General features: G+C 55.0%; 18 protein-coding genes. 4 read left to right on the plus strand and 14 right to left on the minus strand.

Annotated elements, in window-relative coordinates:
- Nucleotides 1-11: 11 nt before the first annotated feature.
- From M0D42_RS13315 to M0D42_RS13325, 3 genes are all read left to right on the plus strand, one after another.
- Nucleotides 12-350 carry a P-II family nitrogen regulator gene (locus M0D42_RS13315; protein WP_265019099.1) on the plus strand — a complete coding sequence of 113 codons (339 nt, stop codon included), beginning with the start codon at nucleotides 12-14 and terminating at the stop codon, nucleotides 348-350.
- A 26-nt stretch (nucleotides 351-376) separates the two neighbouring features.
- Nucleotides 377-1,696 carry an ammonium transporter gene (locus tag M0D42_RS13320; RefSeq protein WP_265019100.1) on the plus strand — a complete coding sequence of 440 codons (1,320 nt, stop codon included), beginning with the start codon at nucleotides 377-379 and terminating at the stop codon, nucleotides 1,694-1,696.
- Between the two features lie 115 nt (nucleotides 1,697-1,811).
- Nucleotides 1,812-2,267 (plus strand): acyl-CoA thioesterase, encoded by a 456-nt coding sequence (locus M0D42_RS13325; RefSeq protein WP_265019101.1) that lies wholly within the window; start codon nucleotides 1,812-1,814, stop codon nucleotides 2,265-2,267.
- Here the strand turns inward: M0D42_RS13325 and M0D42_RS13330 are convergent.
- The 6 genes from M0D42_RS13330 to M0D42_RS13355 form a co-directional block, all read right to left on the minus strand.
- Nucleotides 2,264-2,656, minus strand: a complete 393-nt coding sequence (locus M0D42_RS13330; RefSeq protein WP_265019102.1) for a VOC family protein — start codon at nucleotides 2,654-2,656, stop codon at nucleotides 2,264-2,266. The two genes, M0D42_RS13325 and M0D42_RS13330, sit on opposite strands and share 4 nt — an antisense overlap.
- A gap of 237 nt (nucleotides 2,657-2,893) precedes the next feature.
- Nucleotides 2,894-4,078 carry an aromatic amino acid transaminase gene (locus M0D42_RS13335; protein WP_265019103.1) on the minus strand — a complete coding sequence of 395 codons (1,185 nt, stop codon included), beginning with the start codon at nucleotides 4,076-4,078 and terminating at the stop codon, nucleotides 2,894-2,896.
- A gap of 2 nt (nucleotides 4,079-4,080) precedes the next feature.
- Nucleotides 4,081-4,938 (minus strand): 3-mercaptopyruvate sulfurtransferase, encoded by an 858-nt coding sequence (gene sseA, locus M0D42_RS13340; RefSeq protein ID WP_265019104.1) that lies wholly within the window; start codon nucleotides 4,936-4,938, stop codon nucleotides 4,081-4,083.
- 321 nt (nucleotides 4,939-5,259) lie between these two features.
- Nucleotides 5,260-5,736 (minus strand): SsrA-binding protein SmpB, encoded by a 477-nt coding sequence (gene smpB, locus M0D42_RS13345; RefSeq protein WP_265019105.1) that lies wholly within the window; start codon nucleotides 5,734-5,736, stop codon nucleotides 5,260-5,262.
- Between the two features lie 86 nt (nucleotides 5,737-5,822).
- On the minus strand, nucleotides 5,823-6,287 hold the full coding sequence (locus M0D42_RS13350; RefSeq protein WP_265019106.1) for a YybH family protein: 465 nt from the start codon (nucleotides 6,285-6,287) through the stop codon (nucleotides 5,823-5,825).
- A 25-nt stretch (nucleotides 6,288-6,312) separates the two neighbouring features.
- Complete coding sequence (locus M0D42_RS13355) at nucleotides 6,313-7,113, minus strand: RNA polymerase sigma factor (protein ID WP_265019107.1); 801 nt, start codon at nucleotides 7,111-7,113, stop codon at nucleotides 6,313-6,315.
- A gap of 82 nt (nucleotides 7,114-7,195) precedes the next feature.
- Between M0D42_RS13355 and M0D42_RS13360 the strand changes: the two genes are divergently transcribed.
- The gene (locus M0D42_RS13360) at nucleotides 7,196-7,654 is read left to right on the plus strand and encodes a DUF2267 domain-containing protein (RefSeq protein ID WP_265019108.1); all 459 of its coding nucleotides are present in this window, start codon (nucleotides 7,196-7,198) and stop codon (nucleotides 7,652-7,654) included.
- A gap of 6 nt (nucleotides 7,655-7,660) precedes the next feature.
- Here the strand turns inward: M0D42_RS13360 and M0D42_RS13365 are convergent, their stop codons facing one another.
- The 8 genes from M0D42_RS13365 to M0D42_RS13400 form a co-directional block, all read right to left on the minus strand.
- A complete protein-coding gene (locus M0D42_RS13365; RefSeq protein ID WP_265019109.1) occupies nucleotides 7,661-8,143 on the minus strand; it encodes an RNA pyrophosphohydrolase in 483 nt (160 codons plus the stop codon).
- A 148-nt stretch (nucleotides 8,144-8,291) separates the two neighbouring features.
- Complete coding sequence (locus tag M0D42_RS13370) at nucleotides 8,292-9,623, minus strand: S41 family peptidase (RefSeq protein ID WP_265019110.1); 1,332 nt, start codon at nucleotides 9,621-9,623, stop codon at nucleotides 8,292-8,294.
- A gap of 2 nt (nucleotides 9,624-9,625) precedes the next feature.
- A complete protein-coding gene (locus tag M0D42_RS13375; RefSeq protein ID WP_265019111.1) occupies nucleotides 9,626-10,762 on the minus strand; it encodes a murein hydrolase activator EnvC family protein in 1,137 nt (378 codons plus the stop codon).
- Entirely contained in the window at nucleotides 10,759-12,276 is a 1,518-nt protein-coding gene (gpmI, locus tag M0D42_RS13380; RefSeq protein ID WP_265019112.1) for a 2,3-bisphosphoglycerate-independent phosphoglycerate mutase, read from the minus strand. The genes M0D42_RS13375 and gpmI overlap by 4 nt, the downstream gene beginning before the upstream one ends.
- An 81-nt stretch (nucleotides 12,277-12,357) precedes the next feature.
- Nucleotides 12,358-14,412 (minus strand): hypothetical protein, encoded by a 2,055-nt coding sequence (locus tag M0D42_RS13385; protein WP_265019113.1) that lies wholly within the window; start codon nucleotides 14,410-14,412, stop codon nucleotides 12,358-12,360.
- On the minus strand, nucleotides 14,409-17,141 hold the full coding sequence (locus M0D42_RS13390; RefSeq protein ID WP_265019114.1) for a DUF4159 domain-containing protein: 2,733 nt from the start codon (nucleotides 17,139-17,141) through the stop codon (nucleotides 14,409-14,411). Before M0D42_RS13390 ends, M0D42_RS13385 begins: the two co-directional genes overlap by 4 nt.
- Nucleotides 17,141-18,016 carry a DUF58 domain-containing protein gene (locus M0D42_RS13395; protein WP_265019115.1) on the minus strand — a complete coding sequence of 292 codons (876 nt, stop codon included), beginning with the start codon at nucleotides 18,014-18,016 and terminating at the stop codon, nucleotides 17,141-17,143. The genes M0D42_RS13390 and M0D42_RS13395 overlap by 1 nt, the downstream gene beginning before the upstream one ends.
- Nucleotides 18,013-19,020, minus strand: coding sequence for an AAA family ATPase (locus tag M0D42_RS13400; RefSeq protein WP_265019116.1), 1,008 nt, complete (start codon nucleotides 19,018-19,020; stop codon nucleotides 18,013-18,015). Before M0D42_RS13400 ends, M0D42_RS13395 begins: the two co-directional genes overlap by 4 nt.
- Nucleotide 19,021: the final 1 nt, after the last annotated feature.

A 19,021-nucleotide genomic window follows, 5' to 3' on the forward strand; every position in this document is an offset into this window, starting at 1 on the left:
AGGGGAACCGGGTGAAACTGATTATAGCGACAATCAAGCCGTTCAAGCTTGAAGAGGTCCGCGAAGCACTGACCGACATCGGCGTGCGAGGCCTGATGGTGACCGAAATCAAGGGCTTTGGCGCCCAATCTGGTCACACCGAAATTTACCGCGGTGCGGAATACACCGTGAACTTTGTCCCGAAAGTGAAACTAGAGCTAGTCGTGGCTGAAGCCATGGTTGAGCAGGTTGTCGAGACCATCTCGAGCACTGCACGCACTGGCAAAATCGGCGACGGCAAAATCTTTGTTCTGGATGTGGCACAGGCTGTGCGCGTTCGGACAGGCGAAACCAACGAGGACGCGCTGTAAGGCGCCGGGGAAAGGGAACTCTACCAATGAAACTCGTAAACAAACTTGGGCTAGCTGCCGCGCTGACTGCGCTGCCAACCTTCGCCCTGGCTCAGGACGCAGCGCCGGGCTTCGACGAAATCGGCCCTTATATCATGACAACTCTGTTGTTCCTGGTTGGCGGCTTCCTCGTTTTCTGGATGGCAGCTGGCTTTGCCATGCTGGAAGCGGGCCTCGTGCGTTCCAAAAACGTTGCGATGCAGCTGACAAAGAACATGGCGCTCTTCTCTCTGGCCGCGATCGCTTACTGGCTGATCGGCTTTAACCTGATGTACCCAGGCGACGGCTGGCTGATCGGTGGCTGGCTTGGTCCATTCTTCTCTGTAACATCGCTCGAGCCAGTTGGCCTCGCAGCAGGTGACGCAGCACTGGATTACGCATCCGCTGGTTCTGACTTCTTCTTCCAGCTGATGTTCGTTGCAGCTACCGCATCTATCGTTTCCGGTACTGTTGCTGAGCGTATCAAACTATGGCCATTCCTGATCTTCGTGATCGTTCTGACTGGCGTTTTCTACCCAATCTCCGGTTCCTGGCAGTGGGGCGGCGGCTGGTTGTCCGAAGCAGGCTTCTCTGACTTCGCTGGCTCTACCATCGTACACTCCGTAGGCGGCTGGGCAGCTCTGACAGGCGCAATCATCCTGGGTCCACGTCTGGGCAAGTACAAAGACGGCAAAGTCTTCCCAATGCTCGCATCTAACCTGCCTCTGGCAACACTGGGTACATTCATCCTGTGGCTCGGTTGGTTTGGCTTCAACGGCGGCTCTCAGCTGGCGATGGGCACAGTAGGTGATGTTACTGACGTATCCCGCATCTTTGCAAACACCAATATGGCAGCCGCATCTGGCGCAGTTGCAGCCCTGATCCTGACACAGGTCGTGTTCGGCAAGGTTGACCTGACCATGGTTCTGAACGGCGCGCTGGCGGGTCTCGTATCCATCACTGCTGAGCCTCTGGCACCATCCCTGTTCGGCTCCCTGCTGATCGGTGGCGTAGGCGGCGTGATCGTAGTCTTCGCGGTTCCACTGCTGGACAAGCTGAAAATTGACGACGTTGTTGGTGCGATCCCTGTTCACCTCTTCGCAGGTATCTGGGGCACAATCGCAGTGGCCTTCTCTGGCTCCGCAACTCTGGGCGCACAGATCACAGGTATCGTTGCTTACGGTGTCTTCACAATCGTTGCTTCCGCAATCCTGTGGTACATCCTGAAACTGACCATGGGCATCCGCGTCTCCGAAGAAGACGAGATCAACGGTCTGGATAAAGCAGAGCTGGGTATGGAAGCATATCCTGAGTTCTCCAAAGGCTAAGGTCTAAGGACATAAGTCAAAGAAAGCCCGGGGCATATTGCCTCGGGCTTTTTGTTATTCAATTGCCGTGGCCCGGCTGAGGTGTCTATGTAGACTCAATGCGAAAGGACACATAATGGAAACCACTGTCTTTCAAGCCGAGGAACTGGCAGCGCAGCTTAAAGAGCGCGGGTCTCTGGTCATCCGTACGATTGCCATGCCGAGCGACACCAACCCGTCGGGCGACATTTTTGGTGGTTGGCTTCTTGCACAAATGGACTTGGCGGCAGGGAATATGGCGGGACAAATCGCACGCGGTCGCTGTGCGACTGTCGCGATCGAAGGCATCCAATTTGTCCGCCCGGTTCATGTCGGGGATGAGGTTACAATTTACGCCAAACTGATCAAACTCGGCCGTTCTTCCATTACGATGAACATTCAGGCCTGGGCCCGGCCGCGCGACGCTGAACATTCTGAAAATGTGATCAAAGCCAAGTTCATCTTTGTAGCCATCGATAAGGATGGCAATTCGCGTGCTCTCCCTGAGAATGCGCAAGAGAACCTTGTTTATACGCGTTTACCAAAGTCTTAGGTGAACTGTATCAAATCCCAAAGGTTTCCGTAGAGGTCTTTGAACACGGCAACAGTCCCGTAGCTCTCTTCTTTTGGCTCGCGCTCGAAGCTCACACCACGCTCTTTGAATAGTTTGTAGTCCCGCCAAAAATCATCGGTCTGCAAAAAGAACGATACCCGCCCGCCGGTCTGGTCGCCGATAAACTCTTCCTGTCGCGGATCACTAAGCCGGCCCAGCACAATCGAGCAGCCCTTGCTCCCTCTGGGGCGCACAACAACCCATCGCTTGTCTTGTTCAGGCTGATAAGTATCGGCGATCAAGTCAAAACCTAACGTCTCGACATAGAACGCGATGGCTTCGTCATAGTCACGAACGACCAGAGTGACGTGTACGAGATCCTGTTGCATGGTTGCCCCTTTTGTTTGGTCCTACCGCCATAGCAAAGAAAGAAAAGCCCAAGCAATGCTTGGGCTTTCCCTGCGCCAATCTGGGGATGCGCATATGTGGCGACTCGGGGGCGGGACAAGTCCCGTCACCACAACAGACTTCAATGCCTGTCATAGTCATACGCCGGTGCAATTGATTTCCGTCGAAAAAAAAGGCGCTCTTAAAAGAGCGCCCTTTCAATTCAGTCGAACCAAGTTTTAGACACCCGCGTCGATGATCGCTTTCGCCAGAACAGGCACGGTCTCTTTGTTCAGACCGGCGATGTTCATGCGGCTATCTCCGACCATATAGATACCTGCATCGACGCGCATTTTCTCTACCAGCTCAGGCGTAGTGCCAATCTGGCTGAACATGCCACGATGCTCAGCGATGAAACCAAAACGGTCAGAGCCAGACAGCTTCTGCAGTTCATCTGCAAGCTGCTGACGCAGCTCCAGCATGCCCAAACGTATCTCTTCCAGCTCTGCCGCCCAATCGGCGCGCAGCTCTGGATCATTCAGAATGGTGGTCACAACGCGCGCACCGTGATCTGGCGGGAAGGAGTAGTTCTGGCGGTTCAGAAAGTTCAGGTTCTGCTGAACAACCGGGATCTGCGCGGCGTCATCAGTGATCGCCATCAGAATACCTGTCCGTTCGCGATATACACCGAAGTTCTTAGAACAGCTTGCCGCAATCAGACCTTCTTTGATGGAGGATGCCACCAGACGGGTCGCAGCTGCGTCTTCATCCAGACCATCGCCAAAGCCCTGATAAGCGATATCGATCATCGCGATCAGACCATTTTCGTTGATCAGATCAACAACGGCCTGGAACTGCGTCAGGTTCAGATTAGCACCCGTTGGGTTGTGACAGCAGCCGTGCAGCAGAACCACATCACCTTCGTTAGCCTGTGCGAGATCCGCCAGCATGCCCTCAAAATCAACCGCGCGGGTTTCAGTGTCGAAGTAACGGTAAGCAACGGTTTCGATACCCAAATACTTCAGGATTGAGACATGGTTTGGCCAAGTTGGGTTAGACACGAAGACACGCGCATTTGGGTTAGCCAGTTTCACCAATTCAAACGCCTGACGCACAGCGCCTGTGCCACCCGGGGTGGCCACAGCTGCGATCTTATCGCGTGCTACAGCATCTCCTAGAACCAGATCAATCATGGCATCCGCGAAGGCGGGATCGCCTGGTAGGCCAACGTAACTTTTGCTGGTTTGCTCTTCGACCAAGCGGCGCTCTGCTTCCTTCACAGCGCGCATCACAGGGGTCACACCCTCTGCGTTTTTATAAACACCAACACCCAAGTCGATCTTTTGATCGCGCGGGTCTTCCTTGAACTTGGTCATCAAGGCGAGAATTTTGTCAGCGGGCTGAGTTTTCAAGTTGCCGAGCATAGTTAGGCTTCTCCAGTGGCAATTGGGACAGTTGGGAAGGCCCCCCATTCAGTCCATGATCCATCGTAAAGCGCATGGTCAGTCTTGCCGAACCGCTCCATGGCCAAAATCAATATCGCGGCAGTGATGCCAGAGCCGCAGCTGGTGATCGCAGGCTTATTCAGATCGACGCCCGCTGCTTCAAAAATCGCCTTGGTTTCTTCGGGCGACTTCATGGTCTGATCTGCATTCAACAACGACGAAAAAGGAACATTGCGCGCGTTTGGAATATGCCCAGAGCGCATACCCTCGCGCGGCTCTTCGACCTCTCCGCGGAAACGCTCAGCAGAGCGTGCGTCAATGATCGCGTAATCCTGCAATTTGGATGCATGAGACACCTGAGTGACGTCTTTCACCATCTCCTTTTGGAAGGTGACAAACATGTGTCTGTCACGAATTACCGCCGGTTCAGTTGTGATTGGACGATTTTCAGATTTCCATTTCGGTAAGCCGCCATCAAGCACAGCAACATCTTTGTGGCCCATCAACTTGAACAGCCACCAAACGCGTGGCGCAGAGAAAATCCCGCTGGTGTCATAGACAACTACCTGGTGGCCGTCGCCAACTCCCATTTCGCGCACACGAGACATAAATTTCTCAACCGGAGGCACCATGTGCGGCAGTGAAGATCGCAAATCCGCGATTTCATCGATGTCAAAGAAGCGCGCACCTGGGATGTGACCTGTGGCGAATTCCGCCTTTGGGTCTCGTCCAGATGTCGGCAGAAACCATGACGCATCAAGGATCCGAATATCTGGATCATTCAATTGCGTTTCCAGCCATTCGGTAGAAACCAGTGTTCTGGGATCATTCTTCGGCATGTTCGGCCTCGATCTGGGGGTTCGAGTCTTGCCTACAACTGCAACGAAATGGAGGCAAGACTAGTGGATGCCGTTTTGCCACCTAATGCCTAATATCGCGGGAATTTGGCTGTGCATCGCAGTATTGTCGGCCCATTGCCCATAGCAAAAGCGGAACATGTTTCCAGCGATGCCAAAGTTGTGAACAGAAAAACCTCCAAATTCCAGCGAATTTGGTATTATTTCATAAAGAGCCTCGACTCGGGGCAACGGAATACGAGTGCCAGGGAGTTATGAGTACCCCCATGCTACGACAGTGGCATGGGGTTTATTTATGTTGGATCACTCACCATGGCGCAACAGACGTTGCTTTTGGCGCCCCCAGTCACGCTTCGCCTCAGACGCACGTTTGTCGTGGTTCTTCTTACCTTTGGCAATGCCGATCTTCAGTTTCACCAGCCCTTTGTGATTGAAGTACATGACCAGAGGTACAATGGTCATCCCTTTGCGTTGGGTGTCATTCCAAAGGCGAGACAATTCTCTTTTGCTGACCAGCAGTTTGCGACGACGACGCTCCATATGGCTGAACATCGCGCGTTCATAGGGGGCGATGTAACTATTGACGAGCCACAGCTCGCCTTCGTTCACTTCAGCATAGCTTTCAGCCACATTGGCCGAATTCTCGCGCAAAGATTTGACCTCTGAACCTGTCAAAACAATCCCGCACTCAATGTCATCTTCGATGGCATAGTCATAGCGCGCGCGCCGGTTCTCGGCGATCACCTTATAGTTCGGATCTGTTTTGTCTTTTTTGGCCATAGTCGGGTTTGCTTACAGTGTGGCGTAAACCCTGTCCATCGGATTCACCGCCTCCAGATAGGTGACGGTGAATGTCGTTACAAACCCTAGTTTTGCAAAAGGCGGCTACCATGAGGGTTATCAATAACCATCTTCCAACTGCCATCTTCCTGACGGCGAGCGACCGCCACAGACAAACCTGACTGTTCGATATTTTGACCATCAGGAAGAACACCCGTCATAGCCCAGGGCGCGATATGGAGCGCGATATCGCCCTGAACAATGACCTCATGGCCAGAATAGGTGAAACGAGGGTCTACAGAGGCAAACTCTTCAAACGCCTTTATGATTGCAGTCTTGTCAGTGGTCGCTTTGCCCGGTTCAAACATGATTGTCACGTGAGGCTCATAAGTGGCCATTACTGATTCAAAGTCCTTCGCTTCAAAAGCTGAGGTCATGGAATTGATAAGGTCTAGGACATCGGTTTGTTCTGCATTCATTTTGCTTTCTCCTGCTGAGATTGAAGTGATCGATAGCGCGAGCGCCATCAGCCATGCGGCTGCATGTTTCATTGGGTTTCCTTTTTTGGGTGGGTGGTTAGCCGGCTCGTCCCGGCGGGTTGACGATGCGCAGCACATCAGATGCGATGTCGCGCCCCGTTTGAAGCGGGCCCGTTGCCTGCTGTAATTTTTTTGATATCAGCGCCGCATTGGTTCGAGCTGCTATCGCTTCGGCTTCAGAAAAGCTTGGCGCCAAAGCCAGGGTTGCCTCATTCTGCCCAATGCGCCCTTGTTCGGTCGCAGCCTCTAACCTGCGCGAGCAATGACAATTCGCAGTCTTAGAGGCCAGGCCACATGCACGGGCCGTGAATTCTTGTACTTTCTGACGCGCTCGGGAAAGTCTCTGTCGATACGTTGCGGGCGCTACCTCTAAGACTTCAGCCGCGGCGGCGTGTTCCATCTCAAGAATTTCACCCAGCACATAGGCAGCTCTATGGTTCGCATCTAGACACAAGAGCATTGCCATCGTGCACTTTAGGCGCAGTTCGTTAACGGCAATCGCATCTATTGCGTCAGGAGCGGTATCAGACAACCCGTTGAGCAAATCATCTTCAAAGGCTGAGAAATTCAAACCTGGATCTGTGTCCCGGATCTTTTTGGCGGTCAAAAGGTGGTTCATCGCCACCCGGTAGACCCAGGTTTCAAATTTGCTTTCACCTTTGAACGTAGAGAGCTTGGTGATGACACGCACCAATATGTCCTGCGTCGCATCTTCTGCCTGGGACACATCTGCCAGCATACGTAAGGCCAAACGATGCACCTGATTTTGTATAGAGCGCGCAATGGCTTCCAACGCCTTTGCATCTCCCCGCTGTGCTTTTTGAACCGTTTCCAGCATGTCTACCTCTTGAAGCCTATATTGAGTTAGACAGCTCCGAATGGGAATGTGTGACAAAGAATTTTAAAATTCGGAGATTCTTATGCCGATGCCTTGGACATACCGCCATTCACATAGGGAATGGCGCGCATTTTTGGATTATGCCAAGGATCAGATGTCGCTGCCATCAGACAACAACACCTACACAGCCATACAGGCAGTCCTAATGACCTTTCGAAGGCGTCTAACTCCGCAACAAGCATTGGACTTTGCAAATATCCTGCCCACGGTACCGAGAGCGATCTTTGTTGAGGGTTGGAGATTGGATGAACCCAGATTGCCATTTGGAACCCGAGAGGAGTTGACGCAAGAAGTCAAGGACTTGAGGCCACATCACAATCTGACCCCAGACAATGCCATCGAAGCGACCGCCTATGCTCTCTGGCGCCTAGTTCGACACGAAGACTTGGCCCGTGTCCTGAAAAGGATCGGAGATGACGCGATAGCCTATTGGCACGTTGAGGTAAGTGATCCACGCGATTTGGAACAGCGGATCGTTTAGCCCCGTTCAGAAGTGTTCGGCAAATTCATCGACAACTTGTTCATAGACCGCGCGTTTAAACGGCACGATATTTTCGACAAGCTCGCCGTAGGGCAGCCAGCGCCAAGCAGAGAACTCCTGATGATCGACCTCGATATTCACCTGATCGTCTGAGCCGTGAAATCTGAACAAAAACCACTTCTGCTGCTGTCCCCGGAAGCGGCCTTTCCAAATGCGGGGCACGATATCATGAGGCAAATCATAGGCTATCCAGCCCTTTGTTTCAGCCACCAACGTGACCAAATCTGGAGAGACCCCAGTTTCTTCTTCAAGTTCGCGCAGCGCTGCGGTTTTGGCGTCCTCGCCTTTGTCGATGCCGCCTTGTGGCATCTGCCAAGCAGGCACCTCGCTGTCTAATCTTTGACCAACAAACACACCGCCATCGGCATTGACCAGCATCACGCCTACGTTCTTGCGATAAGGCAGTTTGGCAATCTCTTCAGGCGTCATAGGGTGCTCCAGCTTTGCGCCCCTTAAAACGAATGCAGCGCTAAGGGGCAAGCAAAACGGGCGCCAAATGGCGCCCGCATGAGCGATTTTGCTAAAAGCACAATCGCGATATATCAAACGTGCCGCAGGCACACATTTTGACAACCGTTTACTCTGATGGTGCCAGAGCGGACAGGCCTTTCAGAATGTCGATGGCATAAGCCAACTGGTAGTCATCTTCGCGAAGTTGCGCCGCTGCTTCTGCCGCCGCACGATCATCTTCGATCTGGCGAATTTCATCTTCTGTCAGACTGTCATTGTTCAAGCTGCCGCGCAGGTCCGCTTCAGAACGATTGCGACCAGTTTCCTCTTCGGCCTCCTCATTCACGCGGCGGCGTGGCTGTTCCACCACGATGTCAGGCGATACGCCCAAAGCCTGAATAGAGCGACCTGATGGCGTGTAGTAACGTGCTGTGGTTAAGCGCATCGCACCTTCTCCACGCAGCGGCATCACGGTTTGAACCGAACCTTTACCAAAGCTCTTCGTGCCTACGACAATCGCACGACGATGGTCTTTCAGAGCACCTGCAACGATTTCAGATGCGGAGGCCGACCCACCGTTAATCAAAACAACAAGCGGCTTCCCATCGATCAGGTCACCCGGAGTTGCATTGAAACGCTCTCCGTCCGCAGCATCACGACCACGCGTGGAGACAATCTCGCCCTTCTCCAGGAATGCATCTGAAACACGGATTGCTTGAGTAAGCAGACCACCTGGGTTGTTGCGAAGGTCCAGAACCAAGCCATTCAGATTTTCCAGACCGCCAGCAGCCTCGATTTCTTTCTCGATGCCGTCTTTAAGATTCGGATAGGTCTGGTCGTTGAAGGTTGTGACACGCATCACCAGCGTATCGCCTTCGGTACGAGACCGGACGGCCGTCAGTTTAATGGTGTCGCGGATGATCGAAACGTCAAACGGTTCGGTTTCCCCTTCACGCGCGATTGTCACGATAATCTCAGAGCCCACTGGACCGCGCATCAAATCAACCGCAGCATCCAACGTGAGACCCAAAACGCTTTCGCCATCCACATGCGTGATGAAGTCGCCGGCCTCAATGCCAGCTTCATCCGCCGGAGTTCCGTCGATTGGAGAGACGACTTTTACAAAGCCTTCTTCCTGCGTGACTTCGATGCCAAGGCCGCCAAATTCACCACGTGTCTGCAGGCGCATCTGCGCTGCGTCATCCGGTGCAAGGTAACCTGAATGCGGATCAAGGGAGGTCAGCATACCGTTGATCGCCGCTTCGATCAGATCGGCTTCATCCACTTCTTCCACGTATTGTGCACGAATGCGTTCAAAGATGTCGCCGAACAGATCAAGCTGTTCATAGACGCTGCTTTGGCGTTCGTTTTCCTGAGCGATCAGCGGGCCCGCGATCTGGGTTGTTGCCAGTATGCCGGCCAAAGTGCCGCCCAACGCAGCCACGACGAATCTTCTCATCTTCATCCATCCTTATTGGTTTGGAACCAATCCTCCGGGTTGACCGGAGTCTTGCCCTGTCTCACCTCTATATAGAGCGTTTCCGTACGGTCCTGACCAGTGCCTTCACTTGACTGTGAAAGGATGGCATCGATCTTAGGATCATTTCCGCCCATTAGACCCACCGGAGCGCCGCTTGCAACCACTTGTCCCACGTCTCCGAACACCGTCTCAAGACCTGCAAAAACAAACAGAAGCCCCGGTTGCGGTTCAAGCACCATGACATTGCCAAAATCAAGAAGCGGCCCACGGTAGCGAATGGTGGCCGCAACGGGTGATGTGACAAGCGCATTTGGACGCGCCGCCAGAACCAGACCAGGGCGCACGAGACCCGCTGCATCCGCCTCGCCGGGCCGGCGCAGAATTTCGGCCTGAACTGGTAAAGGCAGGTTTCCTTTACGGTGATCAATGTCAGGCAACGCAGCCAGACCTTCTGGTTCAGGTGCCATTTCCACCAGCCCGCTGGCAAAGCCTTCCAGCGTTTCCGTGGACGCAATCAACAGTGCCGTCTGAACCGGATCTTCCGTAAACCGACGTGGTAGATCGGTGCGATCAGAAATCGCCTGGGACAAAGCCATGCGAGATGCCTGCGCACCGTTCAGACCTTCGGCGAGTGTATCCGCAGCGCTTTGTTGCAACCCTCTCAGGATTTTCACCTCTGTCAAAAGATCACGTAACTTGGCGGCTTCTGAATCCATCGCAGGCGTGACATCTGCGAGGATCATTCCGGCGCGCACGGTACCCTCTGGCCCGTTCGGATGCAGCAGCATTGTCGGACTTTCTGTGCGACCAACAGATTGCAAAACCCCCAACAGGCGCGCGATCTCTGCTTCTTTTGATTTGAGTTGCTGATCCAGCTGTTTTTCACGGATCGCAGCGCGGCGCAGACCTTCGCGTAAAGCAGCGAGACCTTCCTCATAGGCGTGCACCGTTTGAGTCAGCGCTTTTACCCGGTTGCGAGAGGTTTTCGCTTTATCCAATGACAGCGACGCTGCCTCCAGCTTTGCTGCAGCTTCGCGGGCCGCAGCAGAGGCATCGGTCTCAGCCGACAAAACCCCTGCGCTCGTTATGAGCGCTGCTAGAAGCAGGACAAACTTCATCGCTGGATCAAGCTTTCACCGGTCATTTCTTGAGGCTGCGGCAGGCCCATGAGGTCTAGCAGAGATGGAGCAAGGTCAGCCAAACGTCCAGCATTCAGAGACGCACCTTCAGGACCATTTACCAGAATAACCGGCACAAGATTTGTCGTGTGTGCGGTGTGTGGACCTTTGGTTTCCGGATCGATCATGACTTCGCAATTGCCATGATCCGCTGTCACAATCATCGCTCCGCCGACCTTTTCGAGTGCTGTACGCACAGCGCCAAGACCCTGATCAACTGCAGCACAAGCTGCCATGGCGGCGTTCACATCGCCGGTATGGCCGACCATATCAGGGTTTGCGTAATTCGTGACAATCAGGTCGTAACCCTGCTCGATGGCCGCCACAAATTTCTCAGTCACTTCGCTCGACGACATTTCCGGTTGCAGATCATAGGTCGCTACCTTCGGGGAAAGCGGCATGAAGCGATCTTCGCCCTCAGACGGGGTTTCTTCACCACCGTTCAGGAAGAAAGTCACGTGAGGATATTTTTCTGTCTCTGCGAGGCGGAACTGGGTTTTGCCTTGCTTGGCTACCCATTCCCCCAAAGTGTTCACGATAGCCTTTTTTGGATAGGCCGAAGTCATGAACTTCACGTGTTCATCCGAGTAATCCACCATGCCCAGCATGGTCAGCTTAGGCCGCTCGCCGGTGTCAAAAGCGTCAAATCCCGGCTGGCCGACGGCCGCGAGGATTTCGCGTGCGCGGTCGGCGCGGAAGTTCAGACAGAAATAGCCGTCGCCGTCTTGTGCCCCCTCAAAGCCACCGATAACGGTTGCCTTGATGAATTCATCGGTTTCATCGCGTGCATAGCCATCTTCGACGGCTTGCTTGGCGCTATCAACCTTCAGACCATCCGCGAAGATCATCGCGTTATAGGCCTCAGACACCCGTTCCCAACGGTTATCCCGGTCCATCGCCCAGTATCGTCCAATCACAGTGCCGATAGAAGCATTCTCCGGGAGCGCCTGTTCCAGGGCTTCAACGTAAGGCAGTGCTGACTTCGGAGCCACATCGCGACCGTCGGCAATCGCGTGTACTACTACAGGAACGCCTGCATCGGTCACCGCCTTCACCGCAGCAATAATATGGTTCAAGTGACCATGCACGCCACCATCAGACACCACGCCCATCAGATGTGCCGTACCGCCGGTGGATTTCAATTTCTCAGCGAAGGCAACGATCTCGGCATTTTCGTAGAAAGACCCGTCTTCGATGGCCAAATCAATCTGTCCAAGGTCCATGGCTACAACGCGACCCGCGCCGATGTTGGTGTGACCCACTTCCGAGTTGCCCATCTGGCCAGACGGCAGACCCACATCCGGGCCATGCGTGATCAAAGTTGCGTTTGGGCACCCCTGCATCATGGCATCGAAATTCGGTGTCTCTGCCAATACCGGCGCGTTGCCTTCGGTGGTGTCAGACAGGCCCCAGCCATCAAGGATACACAGGACAACGGGTTTAGGGGTGCTCATGCTCTCAGCTCCGGTCGCAAATTTGCCTGTCTTCTATCCTGCTATGCCGCGTGTTTGAACCGCTTAGTTGATGAGAGGTGCTTATTGACGACCTTCGCGCAACCAAGCGCCTATCACAAAGGCAGAAATGATCAGCAATATGATCCATGGCGGTAGCAAGGCAGTTCTTGAAACGCTGAGAGTTTCATAAGCTCTGCGCGGCGTCAGCCCAATCCAGCCATTTCCAGCCGCTGGGCGTCCTGGCCGCACATTACGAATGCTGGGCAATCCATCTTCAAGCGCCAGAATACCGCCCCGCATCGGAGAAATAACGGGCTCCATCGTAGCGCCCGTTGCAATCACTTCCGCATACTCGCGCGGAGCAGCCGGACCGAGTCCAATAACAGAATTCAGGTCTCCATTCGCCAAGCGATAGAGACCGATTTCAGGTCCTTCAAACTGCGCCTCAAAAAGTCCCGGTTCGATTTCCACCAATGGAAGCAGGACCTTGTCACCTGACGGTGTTTCCACTTCAACCGCGCCGACATCTGGAGCCAACGAGCGCCTGAAAATACGCATGTTCTGGCCATTGGCCTCACCCCAAAGAGCCTCTTCTTCAAGATCAGGTTCCGCCATCATCCAATGGGCCAATCGACGCAATAATTCGAGCTGCGGGCCACCGCCGTCATACCCACGCGCCCAAAGCCAGGCTTGATCTGACGCGAGTAACGCAACCCGTCCTTCACCAACGCGATCGAGCATCAAGAGCGGACGATCATCTGCACCCGTCATGACCACGTGGCCCTTTTCGGGCACAAGATCCACAAGCCGCAGCCATTCGCCCCACTGCTTGTCGCCTGATGGATCAATGCTTGGCAGCCCTGCAGTCACCGGATGCCTTTCGCCAATGTCGCTGACTTGCGGCACATAAGGTTGGTTCACGACCAAGGCCGTCGGTCCTGCCGGAAGAATTTCGGATAGGGGCGAACGATAAAGGCTGTCTGCACTGGCAAAATCCGGTCCAGCAGCCAGAAGAACAGCACCGCCATTGGTCACATATTCCGCAACGTTGCGCAGATAGAGCGCGGGGAGGATACCCCGCCGTTTGTAGCGGTCAAAAATGATCAGATCGAAGTCGTCAATCTTCTCTAAAAAAAGTTCACGCGTAGGGAAGGCGATCAGCGAGAGTTCATCTACTGGCACGCCATCCTGCTTCGCTGGCGGACGCAGGATGGTGAAATGCACGAGGTCTACCGAGCTGTCTGACTTCAACAGGTTCCGCCAGGTGCGACCACCTGGATGCGGTTCTCCTGAAACAAGCAGCACACGCAGACGATCTCTCACACCGTTGATCTGGATAATAGCGGAATTGTTGCGGTCCGTCAGCTCGCCGTCCGCTGATGGGACAGTGAATTGCAGCACGTTCCGCCCACCATGAGGCAGCGACACTGGGATTTCGATATCCTTGCCAATCGGAACACTGAACCTTTGGTTTTCACCACCATCCACCGAAACATCCAGTGGTGCTTCCGCGACGCCGGGGGCGGCTCCGGTGTCTTCGATACGTAGGCGCAATGTGATTGGCTCACCAAGAATGGCAAAGGCCGGCGCGTCCCGCACAGTCAGTCGGCGATCCCAATCTGTTTCCAGACCACTGTGCAACAAATGCAGCGGCGCAGGCAGTTCCGGCGCCTGGTCGATATCGTGCACGCGTCCATCAGAAATGGCGATCACACCTGCAACGCGCCCAGATGCCTCAGTAGCCAAGGCATCTTTGAGCGCCGTCATCAGCGCTGTTCCCTTGTCGCCCTCGTCATCGCCCACTTTGATCCGCCGCACTTCTGTCATTCGGCGCGCTTCGAGACGCGCAGCCAAGTCATCGGCTGCGGTTGCAGATCGCACGGCCCGGTCAGACAGCTGTTGGCTCGATGTTTGATCTTCCAGCAACAGAACTATGTCCGCGAGCTCTTCACGGTCCTCACGCTGCAACACGGGCCCCATCAAAGTGGCGAGAATGACCGCAGCCCCAATTGACCGCAACCACCACCCGGAAAGCCCGCGCCAAAGCGCAAACCCACAGATTGCCGCCATCAGCAATGCCAAGGCAGCGATGACACGAATGTCGATCAGGGGATCAAAGAAAATCTCGCTGCTCATTGGCCCAACCTATCCAGCAAGGCAGGCACGTGAACCTGATCCGATTTATAATTCCCGGTGAGCACATGCATGATCAGGTTGACGCCAAAGCGGTAGGCCAGCTCGCGCTGCCTCTCGCCGGTCACGCCGCGACCCACAGGGAAAAGATGCACGCCTGTTGTGTTTGTTGCCCAGGCCGAGGCCCAATCATTGCCGCCGATAATCACCGGCGTCACACCGTCATTTAGGTTGCGAAACGGCATACCTTCAACCTGTTCGGCATCTGGCGGCGCGGCCTCAACCCAAACCTCTCGGCTGGCGTAACGCCCTGGGAAATCCTGCAGCAGATAGAACGTCCGCGTCAGCACATGGTCCGATGGGATCGGCTCTAGCGCCGGAATGGTCAATCCACCCGCGATTTCCTGTAGGCGTTTGCCGGTCGGACTCGATCCTCCAAAGCGCGCGACGTCTGAATCCCGCGTGTCAAATAGGATCATGCCTCCAGACCGGAGATACGCATTGAGCTTCTCCATGGCCTGCGCAGATGGCATTGGCTGGCTCGCCGTCATGGGCCAATATAGAAACGGGAAGAAGGCGAGTTCATCGCTTTCTAAGTTCACACCAATTGGGTTCACTGGTTCCACGGATGTGCGCAGATACAGCACATCGCTGAGGCCATAGAGACCGGCGTAAGACACCTCATCCACTGTCCTGTCACCCGTCAGGACATAAGCCAGCGCAATTTCATCGGTCAGCTCGTTTGGGGACAGTTCCTGCGCATCTGAAACGTTAGGCGTCATCAATCCGACCAGCAGGGCAGCAGTCGCTCCGATACCTCGTAGACGTCCGGACAGGAACAGCGACGCAAGCGTGTCCAAAACCAGCAACACCAAAGCCGCCACCAAAAGGATCCACTTCAAATCCACAGTCGATGGTTTTTCAAACCCGGTGACTGATACACGGGCTGGCCATTCAAAAGCGCTGAGGTCCTCATCCGGTTTAACCGCGTTTCGTGCAAAACTGTTTTTGCCGTTCTGATAAAGGCCCGGTCGCAGCTCCGGCCCAGTCGCTCGATCCAAAAGTGCAACACCATCCACACCCGGCAACGTCTGTCCATCGCTCAAACGCCCCTGCCCGTTCAGAACTTGGATTGGTTGCCAAATCGTACCCTTCATCGAGGCTGTTTCATTGCTACCGCTGGCGGAAATCACCGCCAAACGATCCAGCATTTGCACGAAGAGACCAGACAGCGGCACGTCAGACCATTCCGCATTTGCTGTCACGTGAAACAAAACCACCTGACCCTGTTCAACTTCTTTACGCGTTACAAGCGGTGTGCCGTCGCTGAGCTCCGCCAAGACCCGCTCTGCCAGATTTGGATCAGGTTGCGCAACAACTTGAGCGGTTACGCGCAAGTCTTCCGGAATGCTGAGACCCGCAAAGGGGCTATCAATGTGAAAAGGGGCCAGCGCTTTGGGCTCCCCCCAACTCATCGCTCCGCCAACAGAACGCCCTCCGGCGCGCAGACGCACGGGCATCAAGGGATCTTCGGTGGTTCTGCTCAGGTCGCTCGCAGCCAATTGTGGTCCAGCAAAGCGTAAAAGCAATCCGCCGCCTTCAACCCAGTTCAAAAGGTCTGATTTCTCAGATGGCGCAATATTGGCGACATCCGCCAGAATTATAACGTCTGGATTCGCTGGCAGAATATCAGGCAGTGCACCTTCCAAAATGTCCGCTGTTTCGATCAGAGCCTGCTTCAGATAATGCGTCGGAGACAAGAGCTCCAACCCTTCACGCGCGCTGTTTGGGGTGATCAACGCAACTTCCCGGCGACGAATACTGTCATCGGTCAGATACACCGCCCCCGCCGAATTCACGCCTTCAAGTGTCACACGAGAAACGCGTCCGCGAAGCTCTGCTGGAAGCGAAAAGGAGGCCTCTGCCGTATTTGAATCATAAGATAGGCTGCCCTTGGCAAAGACGCGATCGACCCCTGTGGGGTCTTTGCCGATGATTTGAACCGCGTGCGGCGCACTGACAGTGCCGGAACTGCGCGAGGTCACAACCAACTCGCCGTCTTTCAGTTCCAAGTTGATTAGGGCAACCACCGCCCCGATGTCTTGCAAAACCTGAACGTCGCCAGCGCCCTCAAGCGCAACAAGCAATGCATCGCGACCGTCATACGCCAGCCCGTCCGAGACCCAAAGCGCATCAAATTCCGTGTCAGAAAGAGCATCTAGAACCGCATCAACCTCAGGCTTGGATGGCCGCCAAGCATTTGGCGTAAATTCTGGAACACGGCTTGCCCAAATGGCGGCGGGAAGGAACGAAATCTCTTGTGGGTCGGTCACTTGTAAAATGGCTGCACTGCGGCCCTGTCGATCGGCCTCTTCCAAAGTGGCAACCAAGAAGTCGCTTTGTTCTCGCCAAGATGCTGCTGACGCCCAACTGCCGTCTAGCAAGACCAGCAAAGGGCGATCAGACTTCGTTTGCGCCTCCGGGTTTAGAACTGGTCCTGCCAAGGCAATGATCGCGCAAGCGACAATCAGCATGCGCAGCAGGAGCAGCCACCATGGCGTCCTGTCCATCACGCTTTCGTCGTCCTTTAGGCCAAGCAGCAAAATGACGCCTGGAAACCGTCGTCGGATCGGCGCGGGAGGCACTGCGCGCAAAAGCAGCCAGAGCACCGGCAAGCCAATGAGGGCTGTAAGAAGCCAGGGGGTCGCGAACGCAAGGGGTAAACCAAACATCACCGTCCCCTTTCCAGCGCCCGGTAAATCCACAGCAAAGCGCTCTGAACCGGGGCATCGGTTAGGTGGCAGTCATATTGCCATCCGGTAATCCGTGCGAGTTTACGCAGCGCCGCCTTTCGATCTTGCAGGCGGGCTACGTACTGATCGCGCAGGTCATTTGCCTTGCGCGTTTCATGCATGACCTGCGCCTTCATGCTTTCAAAAATGGCGCGGCCCGAAAACGGAAAGGCCTCTTCTGCAGGATCGAGGACCTGTAGAATAACGCCACGAACCCCACGATCGGCCGCTTTATAGAGAGCGTGTTCAACGCTTTCGAAGTCACCCATGAAATCTGAAATGAACAAAGCTCTTGAATTCGGGATCATGGCACGGGCTTCGGGCGAACCATAGTCCGCCTGCTCAGAGTCATCCAACAGAGCCTGTGAAAGCCGCCAAATCTGGCCTTCTCCACGTTTGGGAGGCAGAGATGTGCCTGCAAGACCAACACGTTCACCGGCGCGAATTGTAAGAATGGCGATGGCCAATGCCAGCAGTCGCGCGCGGTCAGACTTCGGAGCAATATCTTTGCGGCTCGCGTAATCCATTGACGCGGCGTTATCGATCCACATCGTGACCGACTGCGCGATCTGCCATTCCTTTTGACGCACATACTGCGCATCGGTCTTAGCCGACTTGCGCCAGTCGATCAGGCGGTAGCTATCACCCGGTTGCACCGCGCGATATTGCCAGAAGTCATCCCCAAGACCGGACCGCCGCCGGCCATGTTCCCCCAGCAAAACCGTGTTTGCCAAATTGTCAGCCCGCGCAAGCAAAGGCGGCAGCCGAGACGCGGCAGCCTCCGCTCTGCGTCGGAGCTGAGGGTGGGCGCTCACGCAGCGGCCTCCGTTGCGTCTGTCGCTGCGACGACCGTTTCAATCAATTGCCCAAGGTCATCACCGCGCGCGCGCGCAGCAAAGTTCAATGCCATGCGGTGGCTCAAGACAGGGGCAGCCAAATCAGCCACGTCATCTGCCGATGGCGCCAAGCGACCATCAAGCAGTGCCCATGCCCTGGTCATCATCATAAAGGCCTGTGCCGCCCTTGGTCCCGGCCCCCAAGCCACCACATCTTTGACCTGATCACTTGCGGTTTCATCTTCGGGTCGGAATGCCCGCACCAGATCAAGAATGCGCTCCATCACGCTTTCGCCAACAGGCATACGGCGCAACAATTGCTGCGCCGCGATCAGCTCTTCAGCCGTGAACACCTGTTTCAATTCTTCTTCCACAACGCCGGTCGTCGAAAGCAAGATATCCCGTTCCGTGTCGCGATCCGGATAGGGCACGTCGATCTGAACAAGGAAACGGTCAAGCTGCGCTTCCGGCAACGGATAGGTGCCTTCTTGTTCAATCGGGTTTTGCGTCGCCAAAACGTGGAATGGTTCATCCAGCGCGCGATCTTCGCCCGCAACCGTGACTTTCTTTTCCTGCATCGCCTGCAGGAGCGCCGATTGGGTGCGAGGGCTGGCCCGGTTGATCTCATCTGCCATGAGCAACTGACAGAAAATCGGGCCGGGCACGAAGCGGAATTCTTTGAGGCCACCTTTGGCCTTCTCAAGGATTTCGGACCCGAGAATATCGGCAGGCATCAGGTCAGGCGTGAACTGAACCCGGTTGCCATGTAGCCCCATCACAGTCGACAACGTTTCTACCAGCCGTGTTTTCCCAAGACCGGGCAGGCCGATCAAAAGCGCGTGGCCGCCGCACAAAAGCGACGCCAGCGTCAGATCAACCACACGCTCTTGGCCGATAAAGCGATGAGTGATTGCAGCTTTGGCCTGTCCCAGCTTTTCGCCGAGCGTTTCGATTTCACCCAGCAAGCTGTCGGGATCGGTCATG

The organism is Cognatishimia activa (assembly GCF_026016445.1).
Taxonomy (GTDB): domain Bacteria; phylum Pseudomonadota; class Alphaproteobacteria; order Rhodobacterales; family Rhodobacteraceae; genus Cognatishimia; species Cognatishimia activa_B.